General features: G+C 41.7%; 22 protein-coding genes. 16 read left to right on the top strand and 6 right to left on the bottom strand.

Going from position 1 to position 26,670, the window contains the following annotated elements; genetic code table 11:
- Positions 1-63: 63 nt before the first annotated feature.
- Positions 64-1,596 (bottom strand): FAD-dependent oxidoreductase, encoded by a 1,533-nt coding sequence (locus tag MHI60_RS02320; protein WP_144485578.1) that lies wholly within the window; start codon positions 1,594-1,596, stop codon positions 64-66.
- 141 nt (positions 1,597-1,737) lie between these two features.
- On the opposite strand from MHI60_RS02320, the gene MHI60_RS02315 reads away from it, so the two are divergent.
- Positions 1,738-2,598: an SDR family oxidoreductase gene (locus tag MHI60_RS02315; protein WP_024425480.1), complete on the top strand. Its 861-nt coding sequence runs from the start codon at positions 1,738-1,740 to the stop codon at positions 2,596-2,598.
- A gap of 56 nt (positions 2,599-2,654) precedes the next feature.
- Here MHI60_RS02315 and MHI60_RS02310 read toward each other — a convergent pair whose 3' ends face one another.
- Entirely contained in the window at positions 2,655-2,891 is a 237-nt protein-coding gene (locus MHI60_RS02310) for an IDEAL domain-containing protein (protein WP_008348804.1), read from the bottom strand.
- Positions 2,892-3,180: 289 nt separating this feature from the next.
- Here MHI60_RS02310 and MHI60_RS02305 point away from each other — a divergent pair, with 289 nt between their 5' ends.
- On the top strand, positions 3,181-3,759 hold the full coding sequence (locus tag MHI60_RS02305; RefSeq protein WP_024425481.1) for a competence protein ComK: 579 nt from the start codon (positions 3,181-3,183) through the stop codon (positions 3,757-3,759).
- Between the two features lie 317 nt (positions 3,760-4,076).
- Positions 4,077-4,559 carry a hypothetical protein gene (locus MHI60_RS02300; RefSeq protein WP_144485576.1) on the top strand — a complete coding sequence of 161 codons (483 nt, stop codon included), beginning with the start codon at positions 4,077-4,079 and terminating at the stop codon, positions 4,557-4,559.
- Positions 4,560-4,590: 31 nt separating this feature from the next.
- Here MHI60_RS02300 and MHI60_RS02295 read toward each other — a convergent pair whose 3' ends face one another.
- The gene (locus MHI60_RS02295) at positions 4,591-6,030 is read right to left on the bottom strand and encodes a PLP-dependent aminotransferase family protein (RefSeq protein ID WP_144485574.1); all 1,440 of its coding nucleotides are present in this window, start codon (positions 6,028-6,030) and stop codon (positions 4,591-4,593) included.
- 145 nt (positions 6,031-6,175) lie between these two features.
- Between MHI60_RS02295 and MHI60_RS02290 the strand changes: the two genes are divergently transcribed.
- The 3 genes from MHI60_RS02290 to MHI60_RS02280 all read left to right on the top strand — a co-directional run bounded on the left by MHI60_RS02290 (position 6,176) and on the right by MHI60_RS02280 (position 8,843).
- On the top strand, positions 6,176-7,345 hold the full coding sequence (locus MHI60_RS02290; protein ID WP_144485573.1) for an MFS transporter: 1,170 nt from the start codon (positions 6,176-6,178) through the stop codon (positions 7,343-7,345).
- Positions 7,346-7,410: 65 nt separating this feature from the next.
- Complete coding sequence (locus MHI60_RS02285) at positions 7,411-7,689, top strand: barstar family protein (protein WP_111290257.1); 279 nt, start codon at positions 7,411-7,413, stop codon at positions 7,687-7,689.
- A 200-nt stretch (positions 7,690-7,889) separates the two neighbouring features.
- Positions 7,890-8,843: an LCP family protein gene (locus tag MHI60_RS02280; RefSeq protein WP_095408144.1), complete on the top strand. Its 954-nt coding sequence runs from the start codon at positions 7,890-7,892 to the stop codon at positions 8,841-8,843.
- A gap of 71 nt (positions 8,844-8,914) precedes the next feature.
- Here MHI60_RS02280 and MHI60_RS02275 read toward each other — a convergent pair whose 3' ends face one another.
- A complete protein-coding gene (locus tag MHI60_RS02275; RefSeq protein WP_024425491.1) occupies positions 8,915-9,277 on the bottom strand; it encodes a hypothetical protein in 363 nt (120 codons plus the stop codon).
- Positions 9,278-9,433: 156 nt separating this feature from the next.
- Between MHI60_RS02275 and MHI60_RS02270 the strand changes: the two genes are divergently transcribed.
- Together MHI60_RS02270 and lepB are read left to right on the top strand one after the other, a co-directional pair.
- Positions 9,434-10,051 carry a TVP38/TMEM64 family protein gene (locus MHI60_RS02270; protein ID WP_095408145.1) on the top strand — a complete coding sequence of 206 codons (618 nt, stop codon included), beginning with the start codon at positions 9,434-9,436 and terminating at the stop codon, positions 10,049-10,051.
- On the top strand, positions 10,051-10,563 hold the full coding sequence (gene lepB, locus MHI60_RS02265; protein ID WP_047202354.1) for a signal peptidase I: 513 nt from the start codon (positions 10,051-10,053) through the stop codon (positions 10,561-10,563). The genes MHI60_RS02270 and lepB overlap by 1 nt, the downstream gene beginning before the upstream one ends.
- Before the next feature lie 37 nt (positions 10,564-10,600).
- Here the strand turns inward: lepB and MHI60_RS02260 are convergent, their stop codons facing one another.
- On the bottom strand, positions 10,601-11,746 hold the full coding sequence (locus tag MHI60_RS02260) for an AbrB family transcriptional regulator (protein ID WP_111290180.1): 1,146 nt from the start codon (positions 11,744-11,746) through the stop codon (positions 10,601-10,603).
- Between the two features lie 266 nt (positions 11,747-12,012).
- Between MHI60_RS02260 and MHI60_RS02255 the strand changes: the two genes are divergently transcribed.
- From MHI60_RS02255 to MHI60_RS02245, 3 genes are read left to right on the top strand one after another with little or no spacing between them, the layout of a single operon-like run.
- Entirely contained in the window at positions 12,013-12,435 is a 423-nt protein-coding gene (locus tag MHI60_RS02255) for a BlaI/MecI/CopY family transcriptional regulator (protein ID WP_024425495.1), read from the top strand.
- Positions 12,428-13,267, top strand: a complete 840-nt coding sequence (locus MHI60_RS02250; protein WP_095408147.1) for a M56 family metallopeptidase — start codon at positions 12,428-12,430, stop codon at positions 13,265-13,267. Before MHI60_RS02255 ends, MHI60_RS02250 begins: the two co-directional genes overlap by 8 nt.
- A 57-nt stretch (positions 13,268-13,324) precedes the next feature.
- Entirely contained in the window at positions 13,325-13,735 is a 411-nt protein-coding gene (locus MHI60_RS02245) for a DoxX family protein (RefSeq protein WP_025093362.1), read from the top strand.
- A gap of 197 nt (positions 13,736-13,932) precedes the next feature.
- Here the strand turns inward: MHI60_RS02245 and MHI60_RS02240 are convergent, their stop codons facing one another.
- Complete coding sequence (locus tag MHI60_RS02240) at positions 13,933-14,379, bottom strand: ferritin-like domain-containing protein (RefSeq protein ID WP_111290176.1); 447 nt, start codon at positions 14,377-14,379, stop codon at positions 13,933-13,935.
- Between the two features lie 153 nt (positions 14,380-14,532).
- Between MHI60_RS02240 and addB the strand changes: the two genes are divergently transcribed.
- From addB to MHI60_RS02215, 5 genes are read left to right on the top strand one after another with little or no spacing between them, the layout of a single operon-like run.
- On the top strand, positions 14,533-18,042 hold the full coding sequence (gene addB, locus MHI60_RS02235; RefSeq protein ID WP_144485571.1) for a helicase-exonuclease AddAB subunit AddB: 3,510 nt from the start codon (positions 14,533-14,535) through the stop codon (positions 18,040-18,042).
- Positions 18,020-21,724 (top strand): helicase-exonuclease AddAB subunit AddA, encoded by a 3,705-nt coding sequence (addA, locus tag MHI60_RS02230; protein WP_144485569.1) that lies wholly within the window; start codon positions 18,020-18,022, stop codon positions 21,722-21,724. Before addB ends, addA begins: the two co-directional genes overlap by 23 nt.
- Before the next feature lie 26 nt (positions 21,725-21,750).
- Positions 21,751-22,926, top strand: coding sequence for an exonuclease subunit SbcD (sbcD, locus tag MHI60_RS02225; protein WP_144470097.1), 1,176 nt, complete (start codon positions 21,751-21,753; stop codon positions 22,924-22,926).
- On the top strand, positions 22,923-26,318 hold the full coding sequence (locus tag MHI60_RS02220) for an SMC family ATPase (RefSeq protein ID WP_144485567.1): 3,396 nt from the start codon (positions 22,923-22,925) through the stop codon (positions 26,316-26,318). Before sbcD ends, MHI60_RS02220 begins: the two co-directional genes overlap by 4 nt.
- A 19-nt stretch (positions 26,319-26,337) precedes the next feature.
- Entirely contained in the window at positions 26,338-26,637 is a 300-nt protein-coding gene (locus MHI60_RS02215) for a hypothetical protein (protein ID WP_048238424.1), read from the top strand.
- Positions 26,638-26,670: the final 33 nt, after the last annotated feature.

The raw sequence follows: 26,670 nt of genomic DNA, 5'->3' as shown, positions 1-26,670 counted from the left end.
ATATCAGACTTTATGTTTTTTATCGGATAATATTGGATTTTTTAAAGGGAAACGAGTAAAATTTTACTGTTCTATATATGACCTTTTTAGTGGTTTCTTAGCAGGGCCTTCTACTACTTCTCCAGTAATGGAAAAACGTGAACCGTGACACGGGCAATCCCAAGTGCGGTCACTATTATTCCAAGCCACTTCACAACCTAGGTGAGTACACGTTGTATCGACAAGAAAGACATTCCCATCCTCTGATTTAAAGGCGCCGCACTTTTTATGCTCATACGAGATAATGCCGCCCTCGCCTGGTTTTAAATCATCGATCGTTTGGTCAGTTTGTTTGAATTTACCACTGATCAGCTTGGCGGCGACATTGGCATTTTCTTTAACGAAATCTTTGACGAAAGAGTCAGTAACAGGTCTTGATGGTGTAAAGATTGATTCGTATGGATTCGATTTTCCTTCAATTAAATCACCGATAAGAGTGGCTGCGACGTGGCTTGTGGTCATGCCCCATTTTCTAAAGCCGGTAGCTACAAAGATATTCTGGTGGTGTTTGGTCAGGCGGCCAATGTAAGGGATTTGATCCATTGTAACCATATCGTGAGTCGACCAGCGATACAGCACTTTTTTTATTCCAAGAGTGGCGTCTCCAAACGTTTCTAGTCCTTCATAGTGAGCGGATTCATCTCCGCCTTGTCCGGTTTTATGGCCTTCTCCTCCGATGAGGACTACTTCTTCACCGTGCCATTCTGCCGTTCTTAAAGAGTGAGCAGGCTGGTCAATTCCTAAGTACATTCCGTCTGGGAGTGGTTTGGTTGTTCTAGCTGCTACGACATAAGACTGCTCTGGATGAATTCGGGTGAAATAAAGTCCTTTCCCATCATAAAAAGGAAAATGTGAGCATGAAATGACATAGCGCCCTGTCAGATGATGTCCGCTTTTTGTGACGACAGCAGGCCGGTTCCCCTCTTTTACATCAACAGCGGTTGTTTGTTCAAAGATACGTACACCTCGCTCTAGGAGCTTGCTGATTAGTGCATTGAGATAATGAAGGGGATGAAACTGTGCCTGCTTGGTCATCGCAAGAGCTGCTTTGATGTCAGCATCAAAAGGAAGCTTTGTTTTCCATTCACGGTCAATACCAAGCTGTTTGTAGGCATCTAATTCCTTCTTTAATTTTTTTACACCGCTTTCTTCCTTTGTATAAAGGTAAGCATCTTTTATCTCTAGCTGACAATCGATGTCGTGCTCTTTGACACGAGCTTGAATGAGGTCTTTTGCTTTCTCATTTGCTTCTACATACAAACGTGCTTTTGGCATCCCAATCTGTTGAATCAGTTCATGGTAGTATACATCATGCTGTGAGGTGATTTTAGCTGTTGTGTGTCCGGTCGTGCCTTGCAGCAATTGATCGGCATCAATGATGATCACATCTAGTCCTCGCTCTGTCATTTCAAACGCCGCTGCGATACCGGTAATACCGCCGCCGACAATGATCACATCTGCTGTGAGATCCTCACTGACAGCAGGAAAAGAATGTTTCTGACTGTCCGCCAGCCATAACGATTTTGCCTGTTCCATTCTTTTATGTTCTTGTTCCATGTTGTCGCCTCCACTTGACTTGTTGTGTATAATTTTTCCACAATGCTGAAAATCATACATCTAAAAGGAAACAGGGGCGTCATACATAAAAAAGCAGCCAGGACATAAAAATAAACAAGATAAAAGGAAGGAGTGACTAACGTGTCTACAAAGCAGCCGAAGAAAACATTGCCGCCTCAGCACCAAAATGAACGTCCGGGTCTTGAATATAAAATGAACCCTAGACCTGTCTTTGATCGTGAGGTGCAGGACAAAAAGTTAGCAGGAAAAACAGCCATTGTGACTGGAGGAGACAGCGGGATCGGAAGAGCAGTCTCTGTCTTATTTGCGAAGGAAGGTGCCAATGTCGCCATTGTTTACTTAAGTGAACATCGCGATGCCGAGGAGACGAAGGACTATATTGAGAAAGCGGGAGGCCGTGTCATCTTAATTGCAGGTGATTTAGGGGATGAGGCTTTTTCAAATGAGGTCGTCAAAAAAACAAAAGATGCTTTCGGGTCCATTGATATTTTGGTGAATAACGCCGGGGAACAGCATCCACAAAAGAGCATTGAGCAAATTACCTCGCATCAGCTTCTTCGGACGTTTCAAACGAATATTTTTGCCATGTTTTATTTAACAAAAGCTGTTCTTCCTCATTTAAAAAAAGGAAGCAGTATCATTAATACAGCATCTGTCACCGCCTATAAAGGGCATGAAACATTGATCGATTATTCATCCACAAAAGGGGCGGTCGTAACCTTTACGAGATCATTATCCTTATCGCTCATTAAACAAGGGATTAGAGTGAATGGGGTAGCTCCCGGCCCTATTTGGACACCGCTGATTCCATCAACCTTTACGGAAAAAGAAGTCTCTGAATTTGGCGGAGATGTCCCAATGGAACGTCCTGGTGAGCCAGTAGAGCTAGCGCCAAGTTATTTATTTTTAGCGAGCGAAGACTCATCTTATATGAATGGACAAATGCTGCATGTGAATGGCGGGACCATTTTAAATGGATAAACAAAAAACTTGCGGTAAAGAGACGAGTTGCTGTCTCTCTGCCGCAAGTAAAATCATCATGATTGATGTAAGCAGTGTTCTGCATATTGAGCTGACAGGTCATTGAATCGCTTTTCATCACGCTGATCCAGTGCCTTATCAATCTCTTCTCTTAGGAAGGTTAAGCGCTGTTTATAAAGCGCTTCATCTAAAACCATTTGAATATAGATGTCTAAAATGGTGACGCCGTTTTCTTCGGTTTTTTGGGTGTTGCGGGACTTCATGAGCTCAGCATACGTTTTTTTCTCTTTCATAAAGAATCCCCCCGATGCCTTTTTTATAGTATATGGATTGGCGGAGAAAAAATCAACAAGAATTTATAATTTTTAGACAATTTATTTTTGAGCAGAATCGACACCTCTTGTCCAATCGACAGGATGTGATATATCTTTAAAAATGGCTTTTCGATAGATCGAATGGACTAAAAAATATGATAAAAAGATGATTTTTAATAAATTTTGAAAAAATCCTGTCGTTTCTTATATGTTGGTGATAGATTAATAGTATCTTAAATAACCAAATATTAACACAGGAGGAAATGAAGTGTCAGGAATTAGTGAAACACCTTTAGATTCATACGTCATTAATCAAACAACAATGGCGGTCCTTCCAGTTGAAGAAGGAAAAAGAGTATATTCAAAAGTCATAGAAAGAGAGACAAGCTTTTACGTTGAATTAAAACCCCTGCAAATTATTGAACGCAGCTGCAGATTCTTCGGCTCAAGCTATGCAGGCAGAAAGGCGGGAACATACGAAGTAACAGGAATATCCCATAAGCCTCCAATTGTGATTGACTCATCCAATCATCTGTATTTCTTCCCAACTTATTCATCCAACCGTCCTCAGTGCGGCTGGATCTCCCACAAATACATTCATACCTTCCAAGAATCATCCCTCGGAGACACGGTGGTTACCTTTACAAATGAGCAAACCGTCAAACTTGATGTCTCATATAAATCATTTGAGAGTCAGGTGCACCGAACAGCATATCTCCGAACGAAATTTCAAGATCGTCTGGATGGAGGTCTTCCTAAGAAACAAGAATTTATGCTGTATCCAAAGGAACAGCAGCTCAATCTCGTATACGATTTTATATTAAGAGAGCTTCGCAATAGATATTAGTCAAAAGCCAGCGGCAGAGCAGCCGCTGGACCTCTTATCAAGCATGGATGCAATGCAAAAAGGCGCCAATACATCATAAAGATGAATTCATTGAAACCAAATACGTATGTCTCGTCGTCTATTGGTCGTATTGGGAAATGACAGGGAAATGTGAATCCTTAGACGTGTTTTCATCCATTTACTCATAAATCACAGAAGTGACACGAGCTTGTCTGTTACAATAAAAGAAATTATTTCTTGCAAAGAATTCTTATGTGGTAAAGGATGCTCATATTTGACCGATATGAACGAATGGGATAAAGAAATGGAGGCTCTGTATGAAAAAACAATCACATTTGGTGCTGCTATTTATCCTAACAGTGACATTACTAGCAGCCTGTCAGCAAGCAGGTCAATCGCCTTCAAACCAAGACACGAAAGAAGCTGCTTATGAACAATGGGTTCAGTCTTATATGGATGAGTTAAATGAAGCATATGATAAGATGACCGATCAGTTTATCTCAGATGGACATGGAAAGATCCAAACAAATAAAAAATTGACAGAAGCGACGAAAGCATTTGATCGTGTGATTCAAAAAGGGCTTGATCATCAAGAAGTTCCAGCCACTTATCAAAAGGCCGATCAACAATTAAAGACAGGTCTTACTTCCTTTGAAAAAGGGATCAGTAAGGTGGAAAAGCTCTTGAAGCATCCCGATCAAGAGAAGCTGTTTATTTCCGCCACCCATCATTTTCAGGATGGCTTGCAGCAGACAGCTGCATTTATTGAAGAAGTAGGTCAGATTCAGCAATCATCCTAAAAAAGCCCGGAAGGTTTACTTCCAGGCTTTTTTAGATGTGAAGTATTTTCTTTAAACGGTGAACGCCCTCTTGAATCATGCTTTCGTCGGTACAGGCGAATCCTAGCAGTAATCCCTTTCGGTTGCTTTCAAAACAATAAGGACTTAATGGATAAATGCCAACGCCAGCTGCTTTTGCTGCCTCAATGTTCCCTTTTTCATCAAAGACTTGCGCTCCTTCTAAAAAGACATGAAGACCCGTATCGGTTCCATAGATACGGAAGTGTTTGTCAAAGTGATGTGACAAAAGGGCTTCCATCATGGCTGCCTGTCTTTTTTTATATAGCTGTCTCATTCGCCTGACATACCGCGTGAATTCTCCTTCTTTGAAAAAAGAAGCGAGTGTGATTTGTTCCATAATGGGCAGCTGTCTTTGAATGAGTGATTGCAGTGCGGCAATTTCTTTCATGACGGCTTTGGAGCCGATAATGGCAGCTAGGCGGATGCCAGGTGCCAGCACTTTTGAGAAGCTTAAGATGTAAATCACATGGTCGGGTGCTTCTGAAAATAGGGTAGGGAGCGGCCCGCCATGGTAACGATAATCTCCATCAAAATCGTCCTCTAATATATAAGACTGATGGCTGACAGCAAACTTCAGCAGCTGCTGCCTTCTGTTTACACTCATACATACACCAGTTGGACGCTGATGGGAGGGCGTCACAGCAATCAGTTTTGTTCGCCGAGGCAATGTATTCACCACCATTCCTTCTTCATCAACTGGTGCGGGGTGAATGTTCATTTCGCGATGCATAAACGACAGCCTTGCCCCAGGGAAACCTGGATCTTCAACAGCCACCGTATCACCTTTTTTAAGCAATACCTGTGAAATTAAATCAATGGCTTGCTGCGTGCCACCCGTTAACACCATTTGATCTTCTTCTACATCGATCCCGCGTTCAACAGATAAGTATTGGCGTATTTCTGAACGCACTTCCCATAATCCATGCGGAGAGGAATAGCCCCAATCCTTCATATCTAATCGCTGTAATGCTTTCATGAGCGAGCGTTTCCATATGTTTTGAAAGTGGTCGTCGATGGCTGGCTCTTGATGTCGAAAATCAATATCAAGCTTCTCATGAAATTGATTGGCTGACAGCCAATGATCCATTTGTTTTTCGGCCTCTTCAAAGTGAGGTCTGATCGGAGGTAAGAAAGGCGGTTCACTTTGATGGGGAGGAGAAGCTGTATATTGATCACTTGAAATGATCTTTGTACCACCTCTTCTAGATGTGCTGACGTAGCCTCTTGCCAGCAGCTCATCGTAGGCAAGCTGTACGGTGGATCTTGATACATTAAGCTCCTGAGCCAACACTCTGGTCGGTGTTAACTGATCGTCGGGATGCAGTTTTTTTGAATGAATTTTTTGAATGATCTCAGTTACGATTTGCTGCCAGAGCGGGGTAGCGCTTGAACGGTCTAAATGAATATACATCGTGCACCTTCTCTCGTTTTCACATCATAAGTTGATGATGACACGGAATTATGGACTGGTCAATAGTGTCATTTTTGGATGTAGAAAGTAAGCCAAATGGTGTGTACACTGTTCTCATATGCAATGACATAGAGGAGAGAGTCAAATGATCCCAGCATCCAAAGAAGAAACGGCACACCTATCCATCATCCCGTTTATTTTCGTTTTACTTGGTCTTTTTATGATTACGATTGCTGTGAATCTGCAAGTGCCCCTTTATACGGCGTATGCAGAACAAGCAGGGTACGGAAAGGCAGCAACAGCACTTGTATTTGCCGCGTATGTCTTCGGACTCATTCCAGTTTTGCTTTTTCTTGGCGGCATTTCAGACCGGTCTGGTCGCAAACCGATTTTATTGGTCGCCCTTAGTTTTTCGTTATGTGCCACCTTGTTGATGATTGTGCACCCTTCCATACAGATGCTCTTTGCTGCCAGGCTGCTGCAAGGAGTCGGACTTGGTCTTAGTGTTGGAACATGCACCGCATATTTAATTGCTTTATATCCAGAGAAGTCAGGCTGGATTCCAACTTTTATTGCATTATGCAGTTCGGTTGGATTTGGGGGCGGTGCTCTTTTTACGGCACTTCTATCTTTTCAGCGTGTGTCGTTCACGCCGCTTAGCTATTGGATTGTGCTGGCCTTTTTGATTTTAACCATTGTGGGTGTCTTCTTTTTCGTGCCGCCTGTTCAAGGAGATTCAGGTAAACCGATAATGAATATGCCAAGATTTCCAAAAGGAACAATGCCGGCGAATGCAGCCATTGCTATCGCATGGTCGGTGTGCGGCCTGGTCATTTCGATTTTGCCAGCACAGCTTAAATTAAATGGTTATGAATTGTGGGTAGGGCCGGCGCTCTTTTTAATTAATATGGCAGGTGTCCTGATGCAGCCCTTTGTGCGCAAGATGAATAGCAGTACAGCGCTCCTTGCGGGGTTTATCTGTCTTCCCTGCGGATATGGCCTCTTGCTATACGGTGCAAGCAGCGGGTCTATCTTCCTTGTGCTTGCCGGAACGATGCTGGCGGGTACTGCCTGCTATGGATTTACTTATTTAGGTGGACTTCAGCTCATTGTTGAGCGAGGGAAAAAGGAGGCGGCTAGAGCCGTTGCAGGGTATTACTTGTTTGCTTATTTAGGACTTGGTATTCCGAGTGTTTTTGTTGGACTCTTTGCTGATGTATACGGTACTCAGCTCGTATTAGCCCTCTTTTTCTTGCTCGTTTTGGCTGCCTGCCTCATTCTATTGATCTCAGGTGTCAGACAGAAACAAAAGTAAGATGTCCATCTTTCTCTTTCTCCTCCAATTCGTTTAAACTATAGAGAGGAGAGGGGAAGATGAACATGAAAAAAGTGCAGCTTGATGGCGCAGCGTGCAGGTCGCAAGAAGAGCTTCATGACCAGCTAAAAACAGTTTTACACCTTCCTGACTATTACGGAAAAAATCTTGATGCCCTTTGGGACTGTTTGACAGGAGAGGTGACTCTTCCAGTAGAACTGACATGGGTGAATTTTCAAACGAGCAAAGACGCTCTTGGTGATTATGCTGAGAACTTGCGTCAGTTATTTCAAGAAGCAGAAGAAGAACTGAATGGACAATTTCAATTGACTATTCAATCATGATGAAAAAAACAGCCACTGCCGCAGGCTGTTTTTTGAGTTTTCGGTTCTTGAATGTTTCAATAGATTGTCAATAGGTGAGCCCTCTGCTGATTTTTTATTGTGGATTCATAAAAATATGTTGCATGCAGGAAACTTTCATCAAAATATGTTATAGTGGAACCTACATTGATAGACTAAGATAGAGTGAGGGTTCGGAAAGGATGAAGGAAAAAAGATCAAAAAGAAGACTAAGGCCTTGGGTAAAAGCCGTGCTGTTTATTATGGCATTTGTCATGGTGATGGCAGTGTCCGTGACTGGATACGCATACTATAAAATTTCAAAAGCGTCGAATAAGGCGCAAGTATCATTAGAAAGAGGAGACACCTCGCAAAAGCGTGTGAAAGCTTTTGATCCAGGAAAGGACAGCTTTTCGGTGCTGCTGCTTGGAATTGACAGCCGTCCAGGTGAAACGGTAGACGAAGCAAGAAGTGATGCGGTCTTACTGGCGGCGGTGAATCGAACAGACAAAACCATTAAGCTTCTCAGTATTCCTCGGGATGCTTATGTGGATATACCGGGGAGAGGATATGATAAAATTGCTCACGCCCATGCGTTTGGGAGTGCAGATTTGTCAGTCAAAACGGTCGAAAACTTGTTGAACATTCCTGTAGACTATGTGATTTCAGGGAACTTTAAGGCGTTTCAAGACATTGTGGATGAGCTAAATGGAATTGACGTAACGATTAAAGATGAAGGTATCGCAAAACAAATGGAAAAGGATTCAAAAGGGAAAGTTCATGTGCAAACAGGAACACATACGTTAAATGGTGAAGAAGCTTTAGCCTTTGTGAGAACGAGAAAAGCAGACAGTGACCTCATGCGCGGAAAGCGCCAAATGGAAGCACTTCAAGCCATCTTTGAAAAATCTAAATCGATTTCTTCGATCCCGTCATACGACAACATCATTGATACGCTTGGTGATAATGTCTCAACCAATCTTTCCATGAAACAGTTCATCGGTCTTTTTCCATTACTGAGCTCATTGAAATCAGTGGATACGATTCAGCTAAAGGGCCATGATTATCAGCCTGGGAATGTGTATTACTTTGAGTTAGATGGACCAGGATTAGAAGAAGTCAGAACAGATCTGAGAAAACAGCTTGAATTATCATAAATAAGAAGGAGCCTGCCGCCGCGGCAGGCTTTTTTCTTTGAATGGGTACCACGCCGCATTTCAGCAAGAAATTAATTTGCTTGATGCAGAAAATAACCAGTCAGCAGTTCCTCTACTCGATGACGTATACGCGGATTAAAGTATTTATGCTTTTCTTCATAGCCATTTATGATAAATAGATACGTTGTGAATCCTTCATCGTGTTCAATTTGCTGTACCTTCATGTTTTCTTTACGTAAATGCTGCTTCAGTTCGTAAAGTGCTTTCTGTGCTTCCTTTAACACGGAGGTCACAAGCTGAATGTATGGTTCATTTAATTTAAATGTTTGATGTTGTTTTAAGTGTGTCAGATCACGATTGAGGATGGAGATGACCATTGGGAGAAAGATGGCCTGTTCCATCATCTGAAGCTGTATTCTTGATAGTCTCGTCATGTCCAAGCCTGCTTTCTTTAAAAATAGAACAAGTGTTCCTATTTATTATATCGAATGAGTCAAACAATCTCAAGGGGGCGAGGGGGATTTATTTGTATATTTTTATGTTTTCCATGTAAAATGAAATGTAGACAAAAATTGAAGGAGTCAAACAAGTTGACATCATTTCTTTCTCTATTTACTCATGAAAATATCACATCATTTTTTGAAAGCTACAAGGCCTTTGGACCAATTGTTGCTATATTGCTTCCTCTGATTGAAGCATTTCTTCCGTTTTTACCACTCGTGGCGTTTGCGGTGGCAAATGCAAATGCATTCGGCCTTTGGGAAGGCTTTTTATTAACCTGGATCGGTGCAAGTGCAGGGTCTATTCTTGTCTTTTTACTGATCAGAAAATTTGGACAGATGAGAATGCTGAACTTTATTAGCAGACACCCTTCTATTAAGAAATTGATGCTTTGGGTGGAGAAGCGGGGATTCGGTCCGTTATTTATTTTACTCTGCTTTCCTTTTACACCTTCTGCTGCCGTCAATGTAGTAGCAGGCTTATCAAGAATTAGCATGTGGCAATTTGCACTAGCTGCTTTAGCTGGTAAGTGTGTCATGCTCTTTATCATTAGTTTTATCGGTTATGATCTTTCTGCTTTAGTAAAGAATCCGTTAAGAAGTGTTTTTGCGGTTCTAGTTATCGTTTTATTATGGTATGTTGGAAAGAGAGTAGAAAATAGGTTGAACATTCGAATGAGCAAGCGTGAGGACAAAGGAGGCTCTTAATGAAAAAGAAGCCATTGCTATGGTTGATGATTATTACATGCATCGTCTTATTGTTCCAGGTAAAGAATTTCATGTTTGTGAAGTATAAAGTAGAAGGGGTTAGTATGGACCCCACATTTACAGATGGAACAGAATTATTAATCAACAAGTTCTCGCCAAAACTCACGAAAATTAGCCGGTTTGATTATGTGTTATTTCACGGACCCAAAAATCAAATTTTGATCAAACGGGTCATTGGACTTCCAGGAGAATCAATCAAGTATGTAGATGATCAGTTATTTGTCGATGGGGCAAAATGGAAAGAACCGTATTTAAAAGAGCAGAAAAAACATAAAATGGGGAATGTCCTGACAGGAGATTTTCAGCTGAAAGCCATCACAGGACAAGATAAAATCAAAAAAAATCATTACTTCGTAATCGGAGATAACCGAATACATAGCTTCGACAGCCGGCATTTTGGAACGATTTCAAAGGATCAAGTAGTTGGTGTCAAAAGAAATCAGGATGAATAAAAAAAGAGGCGCTCTGCACATGCAAAGCGTCTCTTTTTTATTTTGCGGCTTTATATTCAGGATGTCTTTTCGCCCAGACATGATGTAAGAAACGAAAAAACGGTGGCAGCATCGCAATGACAAGAATGATTCTAACAACTTGTACAGCTACTACAAAGGTTGAGTCCTCATGGAGTGTGACTGCTGTTGTTGCCATTTCTGCAATACCGCCAGGCGAAAAGGCAAGAATGGCTGTAATGACAGAAATGCCTGTGACCTCTGCAATGGCAATTGAACTGAGAACCGTTGCAGCAATCAGTCCAGCTGAGCTGACGACAGCTACAATTAACGTGTTTTTAAGCCCGACAAACATCTGTTTATTCATTTTTGAACCGATGGTTGCACCTAGAAATACCTGTGATGCGATATTCGCTTGTGCTGGCCAATAAGGAATCAAATCATGACCTATGAGAGCACCTGCACCTACTTGAAGAGCTGCAACTCCTAACATGCTCCCAATCAGCCAAGGGGCAGGGAAATGAAGCCGAACCGCGAGGCGTGACATAAGCCAGGCACCTAAAATAAGTGCAGCAGTCCACGAGATATTTGACAGGGTGAAAACGCCGGATGAAAAGGCGCTCCCTTGCACGCCTGCAGCTGCATCCGCTGGATTTTTTGTATTTAAATAGAACACCGTAAATGGGATGGTGAGTACCACCATTAATACACGTGTTGTTTGTACGAGACTGACAACGGCTGTATTTGCTCCAACCTCTTGGGCAATCCCTGGCATAGCAGATAAACCGCCTGGGGCTGTTCCGACAAAGCTGGTCAGCATATCTGTTTTACTCAGCTTCCATAAGGCAAAGCCAGAGAGCATCGCCAGTAGAATAGAAAAAACGAGCATGAAACTCACAGGGAGCCAATGTTCAGCGAAAATATGAAGAACTTTCATGTTCATTTTCTGTCCGAGTTCGATTCCGAGAATAAATTGACCAAGGAGTAGCCATCTGCTGTGAATACGCAAGGTGTTGTTTTCTTTACGCTGAAACAGGGAGGGACGTCGCATGGCAATAAATGCAGCTGTGATTAATGTACCGACCATCCAGCCAATAGACATTCCTGTTAAAGACAAAAGAAATCCACCTAAACCGCTTATCGCGATCAAAATGAGATCGGTTCGAAGGCTGTTTCCTTGTTTCATCACATGTAAACCTTCTTCCTATAAATTTGTTCAGTAAGTGAAATGTTGTTATCTTTACTATAATACAAAAGTCTCTATAAATAAAATACGAATTTTTTTACCTTTTTCATAAGATTATCTTATCAAGAGCCTGACAGCATCTTGATAAAAGTGAAGATATAATTTTTACCAAAAACAAAAACAATATACAACGATTTTCCCCTATTTTAGTTATCAGTTGACTATCATTTTCAATTACACTACACTACATAGTGTGAGGTGATTACATGAAAATTCCTTCATTTAAATATAATGAAAAGGGATTGAATCGTTTTTTCGGTCCTTTAGAGGGAAGAATTATGGAAATCCTTTATCAAGGTGAGGATATGCCGATTAAAGAAGTGCAGCAGAAGCTGTCAGATGAAAAGCCGATTAATTTCAACACGGTGATGACTGTGCTGAACCGCTTAACCGAAAAGGGAATTGTGGAGAAGAAAACAAAAGGGCGTTCATCTATTTATAATCCCATTTTAACAAAAGAAGAATTTCTAAATGAGCAGACAAAATGGATTACGCAAGGGCTGATGGACGATTTTGGTCCACTGGCAGTGAATCATATGGTGGATGCAATTGAAAGTGCTGACCCTGAATTACTCAAAGTGCTTGAAGCGAGGCTGGCATCCAAAAAAGAGGAGCAGCAAAATGAATAAAATGAAATCGAGTCTGCTATTTTTAGGCGGTATATTGATTGGTTTAACGATTTTTTATCAGATGGGGTATTACGTGCTTTCAAGCTTTTTTGGCTGGAATCAAACATATAATCTGATTCATGTATGCCAGTCTGTTCTCGAATTCTATGGATTCACTCCTTTGAAATATTTCCTTGATGCTTTAGTCCTCTACACGTTGGGATTTGCGATTTTCTATATGACGAAACAAATCAAAACGTACATTCAATTCAAGCAAAATCTGATGCTTGCAGTCGATCACCAGTCGACCGAATCTTTATCTGAGAAATATGCAAACGACATCATTGTGTTTCATTGTCATGAACCGCTTGCTTTCGCCATGGGGATGCTTCACCCAAAGGTCTACTTATCAACGTCTCTCATGGATATGCTGGATGAAGAGGAGATTGACGCTGTTGTTCATCATGAATTGCACCATAAATACAGCTATGATCCTTTAAAGGCCTTCACATTCTCAATGCTCACAAAAGTTATTTGGTACATTCCGGTGTTAAAGCATATGAGACAAAGCTATTCCGTTTTTCGTGAAGTGATCGCAGATGACTATGCGATTCGGCAGACAGGCACTGAGCTTGGAGTAGGGCAAGCCCTTTTGAAACTCATTAAAAAGAGAACTCAGTTTCAAAAACAAACGAAGTTTGCGGTATCCTTTGGAGATCGGGCATTGAATTTAAGAATACAGAAGATCTTAAACCCAACATACAATATTCCTTTCAATGTACCCATCATTCCCATTGTCACATCCACCATTCTCATGGTGGCCTTAATGATTATGCTTAACCTAAATTACTAATTTTTTTTACTTATTAACATTACATTATGTAGTGTAAAAACAGGAGGAAATCACTATATGAAAACGAATCAAGAAATAGGAACACTTTTCGTACGTGTTATTTTAGGTATTATCTTCTTTCTACACGGACTTCAGGCATATCAAGGAGGTCTGGGAGGAACAGCGGCATTCTTTGGACAAATCGGTATACCGGAATTTATGGCCTATATTGTGAAGACTATTGAGCTGGTCGGTGGTATCGCCTTGATTTTAGGTCTAGGAACACGTATTTTCGCAGCATTATTTGTACCAATTATGGCTGTGGCGATTATTACGGTTGGTTTTTCTAAAGGATTTGTTGGCGGTTATGAATTTGAACTATCGCTGCTCGTCATGGCGCTTTATTTAACACTTAGCGGCAGTAAGATGCTGTCCATTGATGGGATGCTGAAACATCAGCAGCAAAGCAATGAAGCAAAATTTCATTAAACGATCATGAAAAAAACTCCTTCTGCTATTTGTGGCAGAGGAGTTTTTTTATTTATCAAATTGTCGTTTTCACGTTTGAAAAAGTGAAAGAGATGAGAGGTTTGCTGAGAATCGTCCTTTATTTTATAGATTGAATGAATAAAAAGACAATTTCATTTTTTGACGGAACATACGATCTCCTATTAAAATAGGACTATCTAAGACACATGGTGCGTTAAAAGATATAAAAACCATACAGCATGCTGCTGTTCATCTTGAGCGATACGTTTCATCAGCTCTTTTGTTCCTTGATCCCGGACATAATCTGATACCGTTAAGTAAAAATCGACCGTTTTTTGTTCATCTTTAAATGCGAAAAGAAGCCCTTCTCTAAATTGATCTGGACAAGGTTCTGTTACGCTTGGTTTGTGGTTTTTACCTGTTAGAGAATAATATAGCTTTGAAAATAGTTGATAGTGTCTGACTTCATCCTGGCGTATTTCTTGAATGATTTTTTTTGCCTCAGGAGTTTTTGCTCTTTGGGCAAGTTTTTCGTAACATTGGATCGCAGAATATTCACCATTGATTGCTTTTTCAAGGTCTGCAATGATTCTTGTGTTTTGGCGCATGTCATATGGCGAGTAGTCGTAATAACCGTAATACATGATATTGCCAGCCTCCTTTGAGTTCATGATGGTTTATGATATGAGAAGAGTGAGGAAAGGTGCCTATATCTTTTTTAGGGAGGAGAAGGGGAAAATAGCTATTTACTTTTATTTTCGCTAGAATATGAGTACATAAGAAAGGTGTTGTGGAGCGTGGAGATTCAGTTTTTAGCAGGCAGATCGGGGAGTGGAAAAACGACTGCAATCTTAGAGGAAATCAAAGAACAGCTTCGGCTTGATCCGTTGGGTCCGCCAATCATTTTTTTAGTCCCGGATCAAATGACATTCTTAATGGAATATGAGCTTGCAAAAACGTCTGAAGCTGGCGGGATGATCAGGGCCAAAGTATTTAGTTTCACGCGTCTTGCTTGGTCTATTTTACAGCAGACTGGCGGAGCGAACCGGCAATTTGTGACAAGCACAGGAATTCAAATGCTTTTAAGAAAAGTGATTGAAGAGGAGAAAGAAAAGTTTAAGGTATTCAAAAAAGCGAGCGATAAGCCGGGGTTTGTGGAGCAAATCGAAAAGACGATGGCTGAGTTCAAGAGATACTGCATGCTGCCGGAGGATATTGAAAAAATTTCATTATCGAGCATGCATTCAGAGTATACGGAAGAAAGACGGGCAGCTGAGAAATTGCATGATCTGCATGTTCTTTATCAGCAGATGGAGCAGCATTTACAAGATGAATATGTGCACTCCGAAGACTATTTGACGCTTCTCACGCAGCAAATTCCTTTATCTGAAGAAATAAAAGGAGCACACATTTATATAGATGGTTTTTATCAATTTACACCGCAGCAGCTTCTCGTCATTGAACAGCTTCTGCTGCATGCTGAGAAAATAACTGTTGCGTTCACAGTGGATCGTTCCTATCATGATAAGCAGCCAAATGAACTTGATTTATTTCGTATGACAGGTAAAACGTATTTCCAACTCTATCAGCTTGCAAGAGAGTGCGGAGCGGCCATTTCTGAGAACATTTTGGAGGGAAATAACCGTCATCTTCATACGCCAGATCTTGCTTATTTAGAACGCCAATATGAGCAGAGACCGGTGCAGCCATATCAGGAAGTCACCCCTCATCTCACAGTATCTAAAAGTGCAAGTAAACGAGCTGAAATTGAGGGAGCAGCGAGAGAAATTCTTCATTTAGTGAGAGAAGAAGGGCTCAGACTGCGGGATATTTCGATTGTAGCGCGGCATGTAGACGACTATAAAGATACGTTAAAAGAGGTTTTTCGAGATTATGATATTCCATTTTTTATTGATGGAAATGAATCGATGCAGTATCATCCGCTCATTGAATTGATTCGTTCGAGCTTGGATGTCATAAAAGGAAACTGGCGGTATGAGGCCGTGTTTCGCTGCGTGAAGACAGAGTTCTTATTTCCGCTCGAACTTGCCAAAAACAAAGCGAGAGAACAGGCAGATCAGCTTGAAAACTACTGTATTGCTTATGGTGTAAAAGGAGAACGCTGGACAAACGGTTCCCGTTTCCATTACAGACGATTCCAATCCTTAGATGAGGATTTTGGACAAACAGATCAAGAAATTGAAATGGAACAGATGCTGAATGATGTAAAGGAATGGATCGCACCCCCGCTTTTCCAGTTGCAAAAAAGGCTGAAAAAAGCGCAAAAGGTCAAAGACATGGTGGAGGCAGTCTATGTCTTTTTAGAGGAAATACAAGTGCCGGAAAAACTTGAAAAGGCCAGGCTGGAGGCTGAGGAAGCAGGTAGATTAGCTGAAGCCATGCAGCATGGACAAGTATGGGATGCTGTCATTCAATTAATGGATGAATTTGTTGAAATGCTCGGTGAGGAGGAGCTCTCATTTCCTTTATTCCAACAGATGATGGATACAGGACTCGCCTCTCTAAAATTCGCTTTAATTCCGCCTTCACTCGACCAAGTATTTATCGGAAGTATGGATTTATCGAGAATGTATCAAGTGAAGTGCATGTTTATCATTGGGGTAAATGATGGCGTTATTCCCGCACGCCCTTCTGACGAAAGTGTTTTGTCTGAGGATGACCGGGAATGGTTAAAGCGAGCAGGAGCAGAGCTTGCAGAGACAGGAAAGGAACAGCTGCTAGATGAGCAATTTTTAATATACCAAGCGCTTTCAAGTCCATCCCATCATTTGTATCTGTCTTATTCGGTGTCAGATGAAGAGGGGCGCTCTCTATTGCCTTCGACTCTTATCAAGTATTGTCAGGAACTTATGCCGAATCATCAGCGTGCTTTGTATGTGTTAGACCCGGAACAGCTGGATGACGAGGAGCAATTAAAATTTGTAGCGAATGAGCATGTCTCGTTATCTTATACCGTCTCACAGCTGCAACAATGGCTCAACCAATATCCCATCAGTGGTGTATGGTGGAGTGTCTATAATTATTTGATGACGTCATCTCATCGGGATGTTTCGAAAAATATCTTGTCGAGTTTGTTTTTTACAAATCGAGCGAAGCGCTTAAAACCGAACGTCACAAAAGAACTTTACGGTGATCACATTCAAGGCAGTGTTTCAAGAATGGAGAAATTTAATGCGTGTGCGTTTTCTCACTTTGCTTCCCACGGGTTAAAACTAAAAGACCGGCAATTTTATAAACTGGAAGCACCTGATATCGGCCAGCTGTTTCACTCAGCTTTAAAGCATATTTCAGATACGCTTGTTGAACAAAAAAAGGATTGGAAAAACCTAACGAAGGAAGACTGTGTCACTTATTCAAGACATGCAATCGAACAGCTTGCTCCGCGTCTTCAAAAGGAAATTCTATTAAGCTCTAATCGGCATGCTTATATTAAAGAAAAGCTCCAGAAAATCTTGATTCGAGTCTCTTCTATCTTAAGTGAGCATGCAAAAGTGAGTGGATTTTCTCCCGTTGGGCTTGAGTTAGGCTTTGGCGGTCAAGGACCTTTGCCGCCGTTTACTTTTCAATTGAAAAATGGCTGCACGATGGAGCTTGTCGGAAGAATTGACCGGGTGGATAAAGCAGAAGGTTCAAAAGGGCTGCTGTTGAGAATCGTCGACTACAAATCGAGTGAGAAAGGTCTTGATCTAGCAGAAGTATACTATGGACTGGCCTTGCAAATGCTCACTTACTTAGACCTGACCATTACGTATTCGAAGGAATGGCTCGGCGTAGAAGCAACACCAGCTGGCATTTTATATTTCCATATTCATGATCCGCTCATTCAAGCACCGATTCCGCTTGCAGAGGATGAAATTGAGCAGGAAATATTCAAGAAATTTAAAATGAAAGGTCTATTACTTGAAGATGTAGAAGCGGTAAAGCTAATGGATCAAACGCTTGAATCAGGAAGATCACAAGTCATTCAAGCCGGTTTGAAAAAGGATGGGTCTTTCCGTTCTGACTCTGCTGTTTTAAGTGAAGATCATTTTCATATACTCACACAGCATGTTCGGCGCACGTTTGAAGAGGCAGGCGAAAGAATTACAAATGGCGAGGTAGCCATTAATCCATATAAATTGAAGGATCAAACACCATGCCGCTTTTGTTCATTTAAGTCTATTTGCCAATTTGATGAATCGATAGAGGATAATGAATTTAGAGTGCTTTCATCTGAAAAGGATGATGTCGTGATAGACCGGATCAAAAAAGAAGGGGATCAGTATGCAAATACCAAAACCGAATAACAGTACTTGGACGGATGACCAGTGGGAAGCCATCGTTTCAGAAGGACAAGATATCCTTGTTGCGGCGGCGGCAGGGTCAGGTAAAACAGCTGTTTTGGTTGAACGGCTGATTCGAAAAATGACCCGTCCTGAAGATCCAGTTGATGTGGATCGTCTGCTCGTTGTGACTTTCACAAATGCATCTGCGGCAGAGATGAAACATCGGATCACAGAAGCACTTGAAAAGGAATTAGCCAAAAACCCCGGGTCCCTTCATATGAGAAGACAGCTGTCACTCATGAATCGTGCTAATATTTCTACCTTGCACTCTTTTTGTTTACAGGTGCTGCGTACCTTTTACTATGAGATTGACCTTGATCCAGGCTTTCGTTTGGCTGATCAAACAGAAGGAGAATTATTAGGAGATGAAGTGTTAGATGAACTGTTTGAGGATGAATATAAGGCTGGAAAGCCAGCGTTCTTTGAACTGGTTGATCGTTACACTTCTGACCGTCATGATATAGACTTGCAATGGCTTGTGAAGAGAATTTATGAGTTTTCCAGATCTCACCCTTCACCTGAGCAATGGATGAGGGCATTCCTTTCTCTTTATGATGTAGATGCTCAAACAAAAGTAGAACAATTACCGTTTTATCCATATATCAAAGAGGATCTTTCTCTCGTTTTTCGAAGCTGTCTGGAACTGCTCGAACGAGCTCTCGCTCTATCAAAAGAACCGGGCGGCCCAGCACCGAGAGCGGAAAATTTTATAGATGATTTAGAGCAAGTCAATGAATTGATCAGGCATCAAGATGATTTTGAGAAGCTTTACGAGCTTTTGCCAAACATCAATTTTAAAAGGCTCAAAACATGTAAAGGGGACGAATATGACCCTGTGCTGTTAGAAAAAGCTACAGATGCACGCAATCAAGCAAAAAAACAATTAGAAAAGCTCAAAGATGAATACTTTATGCGAAGTCCCGCCCAGCATTTGAAAAGCTTAGCTGAAATGAAGCCAGTGGTCGAAACACTTGTGGAGCTTGTCATCCAATTTGGACAGCGATTTGAAAGAGCGAAGCAAGAAAAATCAATCGTGGACTTTTCGGATTTAGAGCATTATTGCTTACGCATTTTAGCGGAGCAGGACGCGGAAGGAAATTTGATCGAAACAGAAGCGGCCAAGTACTATCAACAGCAGTTTGAAGAAGTGCTCGTTGATGAATACCAAGATACAAACCTTGTACAAGAAACGATTTTAAAGCTTGTATCTAAAGGGCAACATGCTGCAGAGGGCAACCTGTTTATGGTTGGTGATGTAAAGCAGTCTATTTATCGTTTTAGACTGGCTGAGCCCATGCTCTTTTTAAACAAATATAAACAATTTAAACCAGATGGCAAAGAAACAGGGAAGAGAATTGATTTAAATAAAAACTTCCGCAGCCGTTCAGATGTTTTAGACAGTACGAACTTTTTGTTCAAACAGCTGATGGGGGAAACAGTTGGAGAAATTGAATATGATGAACAAGCTGAATTAAAGCTTGGAGCGAGTTATCCAGAAAGTAAAGATACAACGACAGAAATGCTCCTTGTTCATTTAGATCAACAGGAAGCAGAAACTGACGAAGAGCGGGAAGAACTAGAGACCGTACAGCTAGAAGCGAGAGTCATTGCTAAAAAAATAAGAGAATTGGTAGAGCAGCCATTTCAAGTGTACGATGCAAAACAGCAAATGACCCGTAAATTGCAGTATCGGGACATTGTGATTTTGCTTCGCTCCATGCCGTGGGCCCCGCAAATGATGGAGGAATTGAAGAAGCAGGGGATTCCTGTGTATGCGAATCTTTCCTCTGGTTATTTTGAAGCAACAGAGGTGTCTGTGATTCTTTCTCTGTTAAAAGTCATCGATAATCCATATCAGGATATCCCGCTTGCAGCTGTATTAAGATCACCTATTGTTCATTTAGACGAAAATGAAATGGCACTGATCCGCACGAGTGATAAGAAAGGCACTTATTATGATGCTGTGAAAGCATTTATGAGTGTGACTCATTCAGATCACCCTACATGCAAAAAACTAGAACAATTTTTCAGGTTGCTGCGTAAGTGGCGTGATTTCTCCATGAATCATTCAGTAGCGGAATTGATTTGGGAAGTATACCGCGATACGCAGTATCTAGATTACGTTGGCGGGATGCCTGGAGGCAAGCAGAGACAGGCGAACCTCCGTGCTCTTTATGATCGAGCGAAGCAGTATGAAAAAGCTGCCTTTAGAGGGCTGTTCCGTTTTCTTCGCTTTATTGAAAGAATGCAGGAGCGTGGAGATGATCTTGGTGCGGCAAAAACGTTCAGTGAAACAGAGGACGTTGTTCGCATGATGACGATCCACAGCAGTAAAGGATTAGAATTTCCAATCGTCTTTACCGCAGGACTCGGCAGGAACTTTAATATGATGGACTTAAACCAGTCCTACTTGCTTGATAAAGAATTAGGATTTGGAAGCAAATATATTCATCCAGAGCTGAGAATTAGTTATGCAACATTACCGCTTGTGGCGATGAAAAAAAAGATGAGAAAAGAGCTATTATCTGAAGAGCTGAGAGTTCTATATGTGGCGCTCACAAGGGCTAAGGAAAAATTATTTCTGGTCGGCTCTGTCAAAAATCAGGTGAAAGCATTAAGCAAATGGCAAAATGCTGCAACCGGAGAGGACTGGCTGATCCCTGATTTTGAACGTTATCAATCGAAAACATACTTAGATTTTATTGGTCCTGCTCTTATCCGTCACCAAGCGATGTCATCTATTTTAGAAGAAACAGGTAATGTCGTTCTGTCGCATCCATCAGTATTCACGATCTCATTTACTCAAGCTTCTGATCTTCTAAAAGAAGATATGTCACTTGAAAAGAAGCAGCAAGATGAGGTGGTACAAGCATTGATGGACGGTCTGCCTGTTGAAGGATATGGTGATGCTGATGAGAAAGTAGCAGAGAGACTTTCATGGAGATATCCATATTTAGCGGCCTCACAAGTCGGTACAAAGCAGTCTGTTTCTGAGATAAAAAGAATGAAAGAAATACAGGATGAGTACAGTGTTCCTTCTTCTCTTCGAAAAGCTCGTACAACGTTGTATGACCGTCCGGCTTTCATGAAGAAAAAAGCACTGACTGCTGCAGAGCAAGGCACCGCAATGCACACAGTCATGCAGCATATTCCGCTTCCTTCTGATGTGCTCTATGATGATTCACGTATACAGCAACTGCTCGATTCCTTACAGCAGAGAGACTTACTAACAAATGAACAAGTCCAGTCAATTGATCAAGAAGGAATTACAGCTTTCTTCTCTACTTCTATTGGTCAAAAGCTGCAAAAAGCGGACTGGGTGAAACGAGAAGTGTCATTTAGTATGGTGTTACCTGTTAAAGAGGTATACAGCCATATTGATGCAGAAGGAGAGCCTGTCCTTATTCAAGGGATGATTGACTGTTTATTTGAAACGGACGGAAAGCTATATTTACTAGATTATAAAACCGATAGAGTGCAAGGCAGATATACAGGCGGCCTTAAAGCAGCTGCGCCTATTTTGAAAAAGCGCTATGAAACTCAAATAGCGTTATATGCAAAAGCAGTAGAACGTTTAACAAACAGAACATTAGAGGAGAAAATTCTTTATTTCTTTGACGGGAATTTAGAAATTTCTTTATAAATGTATCGGAATGAGAGGTGAATCACATGAGGATTCTGCATACGGCGGATTGGCATTTAGGAAAAACCCTAGAAGGCCGAAGCCGGCTTGATGAGCAAGCACAGTTTTTAGATGAGCTGTATCAAATCGTAAAAGACGAACACATTGATGTCATTGTGATGGCTGGAGACGCCTTTGATACAGTGAATCCGCCAGCTAGAGCAGAGCAGCTTTTTTATGAAAGTCTATCCGCCTTATCTGATAAAGGAAAACGTCAGGTAGTGGTCATCTCAGGCAATCATGATAATCCGGATCGCTTATCCGCCGCATCCCCTTTAACAAATGATCAGGGGATTCATTTAATTGGATATCCGACAAATGACATCATCCGCGTCGATGTTCCTTCTTCCAGTGAACGTTTATCCATTGCAGCCCTTGCTTATCCGTCTGAGGCGAGATTAAACGAGGTGCTGGCTGAAACATTTGAAGAGAAATTGCTTCGTGATCATTACAATTTAAAAATACAACAAGCATTCCAACATCTGAGCGCTCAATTTCAAGCCGATACAGTCAATATCGCAACGAGCCATATTTATGTGGCAGGTGGAAGTCAAACAGATTCAGAAAGACCGATTGAAGTAGGCGGCGCATATACCGTTGCGGCTGAAAGTCTGCCAGAAGCAGCCTGCTATGTTGCTCTTGGTCATTTGCACCGCCCGCAAACCATCAAACGTGCAAAAACGATTGCCCGCTATTCCGGGTCACCTCTTGCTTACAGCTTTTCTGAATCAGGATATGCCAAATCAGTCACGATTGTAGAGGCAAAACCTAATGAAAAAGCAAGCTGGAAAGAAGTGTTGTTATCAAGCGGAAAACCACTTGTGAAATGGAAGGCGACTGAGGGACTGAGCCAAGTACACGAGTGGCTGGATGAAAAACGGGATCTTCAGGCATGGATTGATTTAGAGATTCATTTAACAGATCAGCTCTCTATTGAAGAGATCCATCAGCTCCGAAAGCAGCATAGCGGGTTTGTCCACATTAGACCAAAATTTAAAGAACTGCAGCAAATCGAAGAACAAAAACAAGTCGAAAAGCTCTCAATCGAAGAGCGGTTCGTGAAATTTTATGAGCGCCAGACAGGCGGCGGTCTTCCTGATGAAAAAACAGTCAAGCTGTTTTTGGAGCTCGCCAATGAAATGCAAGAGGAGGAAGCGACTTGAAGCCGATTACACTAACCATTAAAGGACTTCATAGCTTCAGAGAAGAACAAACAATTGACTTTAGCTCATTATGTGATGCAGGTGTGTTTGGCATTTTTGGACCGACAGGAAGCGGAAAATCTTCCATATTAGACGCCATGACCCTGGCACTCTATGGCAAAGTGGAACGTGCGCTAAATAATACACATGGTATTTTGAACCAAGCGGAAGAAAAGCTGTCAGTTTCCTTTACGTTCGCTTTGCAAAAGGAACATCACATTTCTTATAAAGTCGAACGTGCTTTCAAGCGGGCAGATGAAATGAAAGTCAGAACGACACTATGCCGTTTGATTGAAATTGGTGATACGCAGACAGTTCTTGCAGATAAAGCGAGTGAGGTTAATCGTAAAATAGAAGAATTACTCGGGTTAACCATTGATGATTTTACGCGAGCGGTTGTCTTGCCCCAAGGGAAGTTTGCAGAATTCCTTTCTCTAAAAGGAGCCGATAGACGACAAATGCTTCAGCGTTTGTTTAACTTGGAGAAGTATGGGGATCAGCTCGTCAAACGTTTGCGCGCGAAGGCGCAGAATCAATATGGACAAAAAAACGAACTGCTGGCTGAGCTGAATGGTTTAGGTGAAGCTGGCCCAGAGGCACTGGCAAAGGCAAAGGAAGCGGCTGAGCAGGCAAAGGCTATTTTTCATGAGAAAAAACAAGCGCGGGATGAAGCGTTCACTGCTTTTACAAAGGCGCAAACGATTTGGCAGTATCAAAAGGAACAAGAAGCTTATGAGACGGAATTAAACAATCTGAATCAACTGACACCATCAATGGAAGAGAAAAAGGCCAAGCTTCATATCGCTGAGCAGGCAGAGGCATTAAAGCCGTATGCGGATGCATTAACAAAGGCTGAAAATCAGCTTTCTCAAGCATTAAAAGAAAAACAGGAAGCAGAAAATCAGCTGCTGCATCAACGAACGATCTATGATCAAATGACGCAGGACTATGAGCAAGCCAGACAAAAGAAAATAGAAACCGAACCAGAATTTCTCCAAAAGAAAGAGCAGCTGATTCAGCTAAAGGAAATTGAACGGAAAAAAAAGGCGGCTCTTCAGGAAAAGACGGCAATCGAACAGCAAAAAAATGCTACAGCGCAGCAATTATTACAAAAAAAAGAAGAAGCAGACAATCTCCAATCTTTGTTAGAACGTGCACTGGCAAAACAAACACAGCTGAAGCGTGAGCTGGAGCAATTACAAGTCTCTGTAAAAGAACGGAAAAGTGTACAAGATGCTTTGCGTTTAAGCGAAAATGTTCAAAGAATACATCAGAGCATACACAAGGAAGAACAAAAGATGGAGGAGCTCAAAAAGCGATCATTACAGACCGCAGCAGCATATGAAAAGCTTCAAAAACAGCAAAAAGACCATCATGAAAAAATAGACCAATCGTTTCAAGCGATTGAACAGCTCTATTTCTATGTATGTGAATTCGAACGCGCTTTTACAGAATGGAGTAAAAGAGAACAAAGTCAGAAGCTAGAAAAATTAAAACAGCGTGACGCTGTTAGGGCCGCAGAATTAAGAAAAGAATTAGCAGCAGAGCTCGTAGATGGTGAGCCATGTCCTGTTTGTGGATCGATTCATCATGATCCAAAGGCATTGGAAAACAATGACCATGAAGAAACTGTGGCGCAAATTGATGAAGTGATTCAAAGGATGGACAAAGAGCTCAAGCTGGCAGAGGAATATACAAGAGACATGTATGCCGCCAAGCAGCTATTGGAAACGCACGCCAATCAATTAGTAAAGCAGTTTGCCTTTTTATCTCAGAAAGCGCCTGGTGCGGAAGTTGCTGCAGCAGTAGAAGCTGTGCAAAATCCGGAGTCCTTGCAGTATCTCATGCAAGAATGGAAAGGCTTGAAACAAGATATTCAAGAAGTTGAACGTAAACGAACTCGTTTAATGGATGAAACACACGATCAAGCAGCAGAGATAAGCAAGATGAAAGATCAAATGACATTTGAACAGCAGCGTATCGCAGAATTAGGCGGGCTAATCAAGGAGCTTCAATCTGAGCTTTCAGAGCAAACGTCTCAATTTGAACAGACCTTCCCGCACTTTACATTGCATCAAGTACAAGAGATGCAAAAGCAGATCGATGAAAAGGACCAGCAAGCGGAAGGCTATAAAGAGCGTATTGAGAAAAGTATTTCATTTTTGGAAGAAAAGCAGCAGGCAAAAGAACAGCTGCAAACAGCCATATATGATGTAGAGAAGGAACTTGATAAACTAGCGCATCAGCTAGAAAGCCAGCAGCAGCTCATTCATCAATATGAAACAGATTTAGGGAGATATCCATTAAAAGCTGTCTCTATTTCTGATGAACTGATCGAGGTTGAACACACGCTTGCTCGTCTCAATGAAATAGAACAGCAATCGTACAAGCAATTACAGCACGCGCAGGAGCTCTTTAGTGAAGCACAAAGTCATTTTTCAAGCTGTGAGCGTCAGCTTCAAGAGGCTGACCGAAGAAAACAAGAAGCAAGTGCAGCATGGGCTAAAGAATCGGAGTCTTCTCCTTTTGGTAAGCCTCAAGAGATTGAATCTGCTTTCATGAATCAGGCAGTACGTCAATCGGTTAAACAAGAAATTGACGAATTTGAGGATAAAAGAAAGCAATGTGCCGCAAACTTAAAGCGAATTTCTGAACTGCTGAAAGATGAGTCACTAGATGAAAAGCAATGGACTGACATTCAACTGAGAAAAGAAGCGGCAGAAAAGGCATTGGAAGAAGCAACAGTGATGAGTGGCTCTGCATATGCACATCTTCGCGTAATAGAAGAGAATCACCAGCGCTTTGCAAGTATTCATGAACGCTTGGCAGAGCTCCAGCAAGAAATTGATCGGCTCGATAAGCTGCAAACCGTTTTTAAAGGAAATACATTTGTTGAGTTCTTAGCAGAAGAACAGCTGGAAAGTGTCAGTCGTGATGCATCTGCCCGTCTTGGTATTTTGACAAGACAAAGGTATGCGATTGAGGTTGATTCAGAAGGCGGTTTTGTCATGCGTGATGATGCGAATGGCGGTGTCAGACGTCCAGTGTCCAGCTTGTCCGGCGGGGAAACTTTCCTGACGTCGCTTGCGCTTGCATTAGCTCTTTCAGCGCAGATTCAGCTAAGAGGTGAGTTTCCGCTGCAATTCTTTTTCCTTGATGAAGGCTTCGGTACCCTTGATCAAGACTTGCTTGATACGGTGATTACCGCATTAGAGAAGTTACAATCCCAAAACTTAGCTGTTGGTGTCATCAGCCATGTGGAAGAATTGAAAATGCGGCTGCCGAAAAAACTGATTGTCCATCCAGCAGATCCAAGCGGGAAAGGGACAACAGTCTCAATGGAATTAATGTAAATATTGAGGTGATGACACGGTGGCAAAGCAAACAATTGGATTATGTGAGCTGTGCGGAAGACAAAATGTCCTGCTCACAGAACATCACTTAACGCCAAGAGAAGAGGGCGGTGCTTTTTTACCGACTGCCTTCCTGTGCATCCCTTGTCATAAACAAGTACATGCCCTCTTTACAAACCAGGAGCTTGCCGCACGTTTGAATACAATTGATGCGCTAAGGCAGGATGAAAAGCTTGCTTCGTACATCAAATGGATTCGGAAACAGCCGGCAAGCAAGCTGGTCAAAACGAAAAAATCGAGACAGCGCAGAAAGAAATAAGCATAAAAAAGCGCTCCTCTATTTGAAATGGGT

The organism is Bacillus sp. FSL K6-3200 (assembly GCF_038630485.1).
GTDB lineage: Bacteria > Bacillota > Bacilli > Bacillales > Bacillaceae > Bacillus > Bacillus safensis.
The sequence above is the reverse complement of the archived record's forward strand: the minus strand, read 5'-3'. Positions and strand labels throughout refer to the sequence as shown.

Excerpts from the sequence above, each read along its gene's own strand:
- MHI60_RS02320 (WP_144485578.1), bottom strand. The coding sequence starts at position 1,596 with ATGGAACAAGAACATAAAAGAATGGAACAGGCAAAATCGTTATGGCTG.
- MHI60_RS02310 (WP_008348804.1), bottom strand. The coding sequence starts at position 2,891 with ATGAAAGAGAAAAAAACGTATGCTGAGCTCATGAAGTCCCGCAACACC.
- MHI60_RS02300 (WP_144485576.1), top strand. The coding sequence starts at position 4,077 with ATGAAAAAACAATCACATTTGGTGCTGCTATTTATCCTAACAGTGACA.
- MHI60_RS02295 (WP_144485574.1), bottom strand. The coding sequence starts at position 6,030 with ATGTATATTCATTTAGACCGTTCAAGCGCTACCCCGCTCTGGCAGCAA.
- MHI60_RS02290 (WP_144485573.1), top strand. The coding sequence starts at position 6,176 with ATGATCCCAGCATCCAAAGAAGAAACGGCACACCTATCCATCATCCCG.
- MHI60_RS02285 (WP_111290257.1), top strand. The coding sequence starts at position 7,411 with ATGAAAAAAGTGCAGCTTGATGGCGCAGCGTGCAGGTCGCAAGAAGAG.
- MHI60_RS02280 (WP_095408144.1), top strand. The coding sequence starts at position 7,890 with ATGAAGGAAAAAAGATCAAAAAGAAGACTAAGGCCTTGGGTAAAAGCC.
- MHI60_RS02275 (WP_024425491.1), bottom strand. The coding sequence starts at position 9,277 with ATGACGAGACTATCAAGAATACAGCTTCAGATGATGGAACAGGCCATC.
- lepB (WP_047202354.1), top strand. The coding sequence starts at position 10,051 with ATGAAAAAGAAGCCATTGCTATGGTTGATGATTATTACATGCATCGTC.
- MHI60_RS02260 (WP_111290180.1), bottom strand. The coding sequence starts at position 11,746 with ATGAAACAAGGAAACAGCCTTCGAACCGATCTCATTTTGATCGCGATA.
- MHI60_RS02255 (WP_024425495.1), top strand. The coding sequence starts at position 12,013 with ATGAAAATTCCTTCATTTAAATATAATGAAAAGGGATTGAATCGTTTT.
- MHI60_RS02250 (WP_095408147.1), top strand. The coding sequence starts at position 12,428 with ATGAATAAAATGAAATCGAGTCTGCTATTTTTAGGCGGTATATTGATT.
- MHI60_RS02245 (WP_025093362.1), top strand. The coding sequence starts at position 13,325 with ATGAAAACGAATCAAGAAATAGGAACACTTTTCGTACGTGTTATTTTA.
- MHI60_RS02240 (WP_111290176.1), bottom strand. The coding sequence starts at position 14,379 with ATGTATTACGGTTATTACGACTACTCGCCATATGACATGCGCCAAAAC.
- addA (WP_144485569.1), top strand. The coding sequence starts at position 18,020 with ATGCAAATACCAAAACCGAATAACAGTACTTGGACGGATGACCAGTGG.
- sbcD (WP_144470097.1), top strand. The coding sequence starts at position 21,751 with ATGAGGATTCTGCATACGGCGGATTGGCATTTAGGAAAAACCCTAGAA.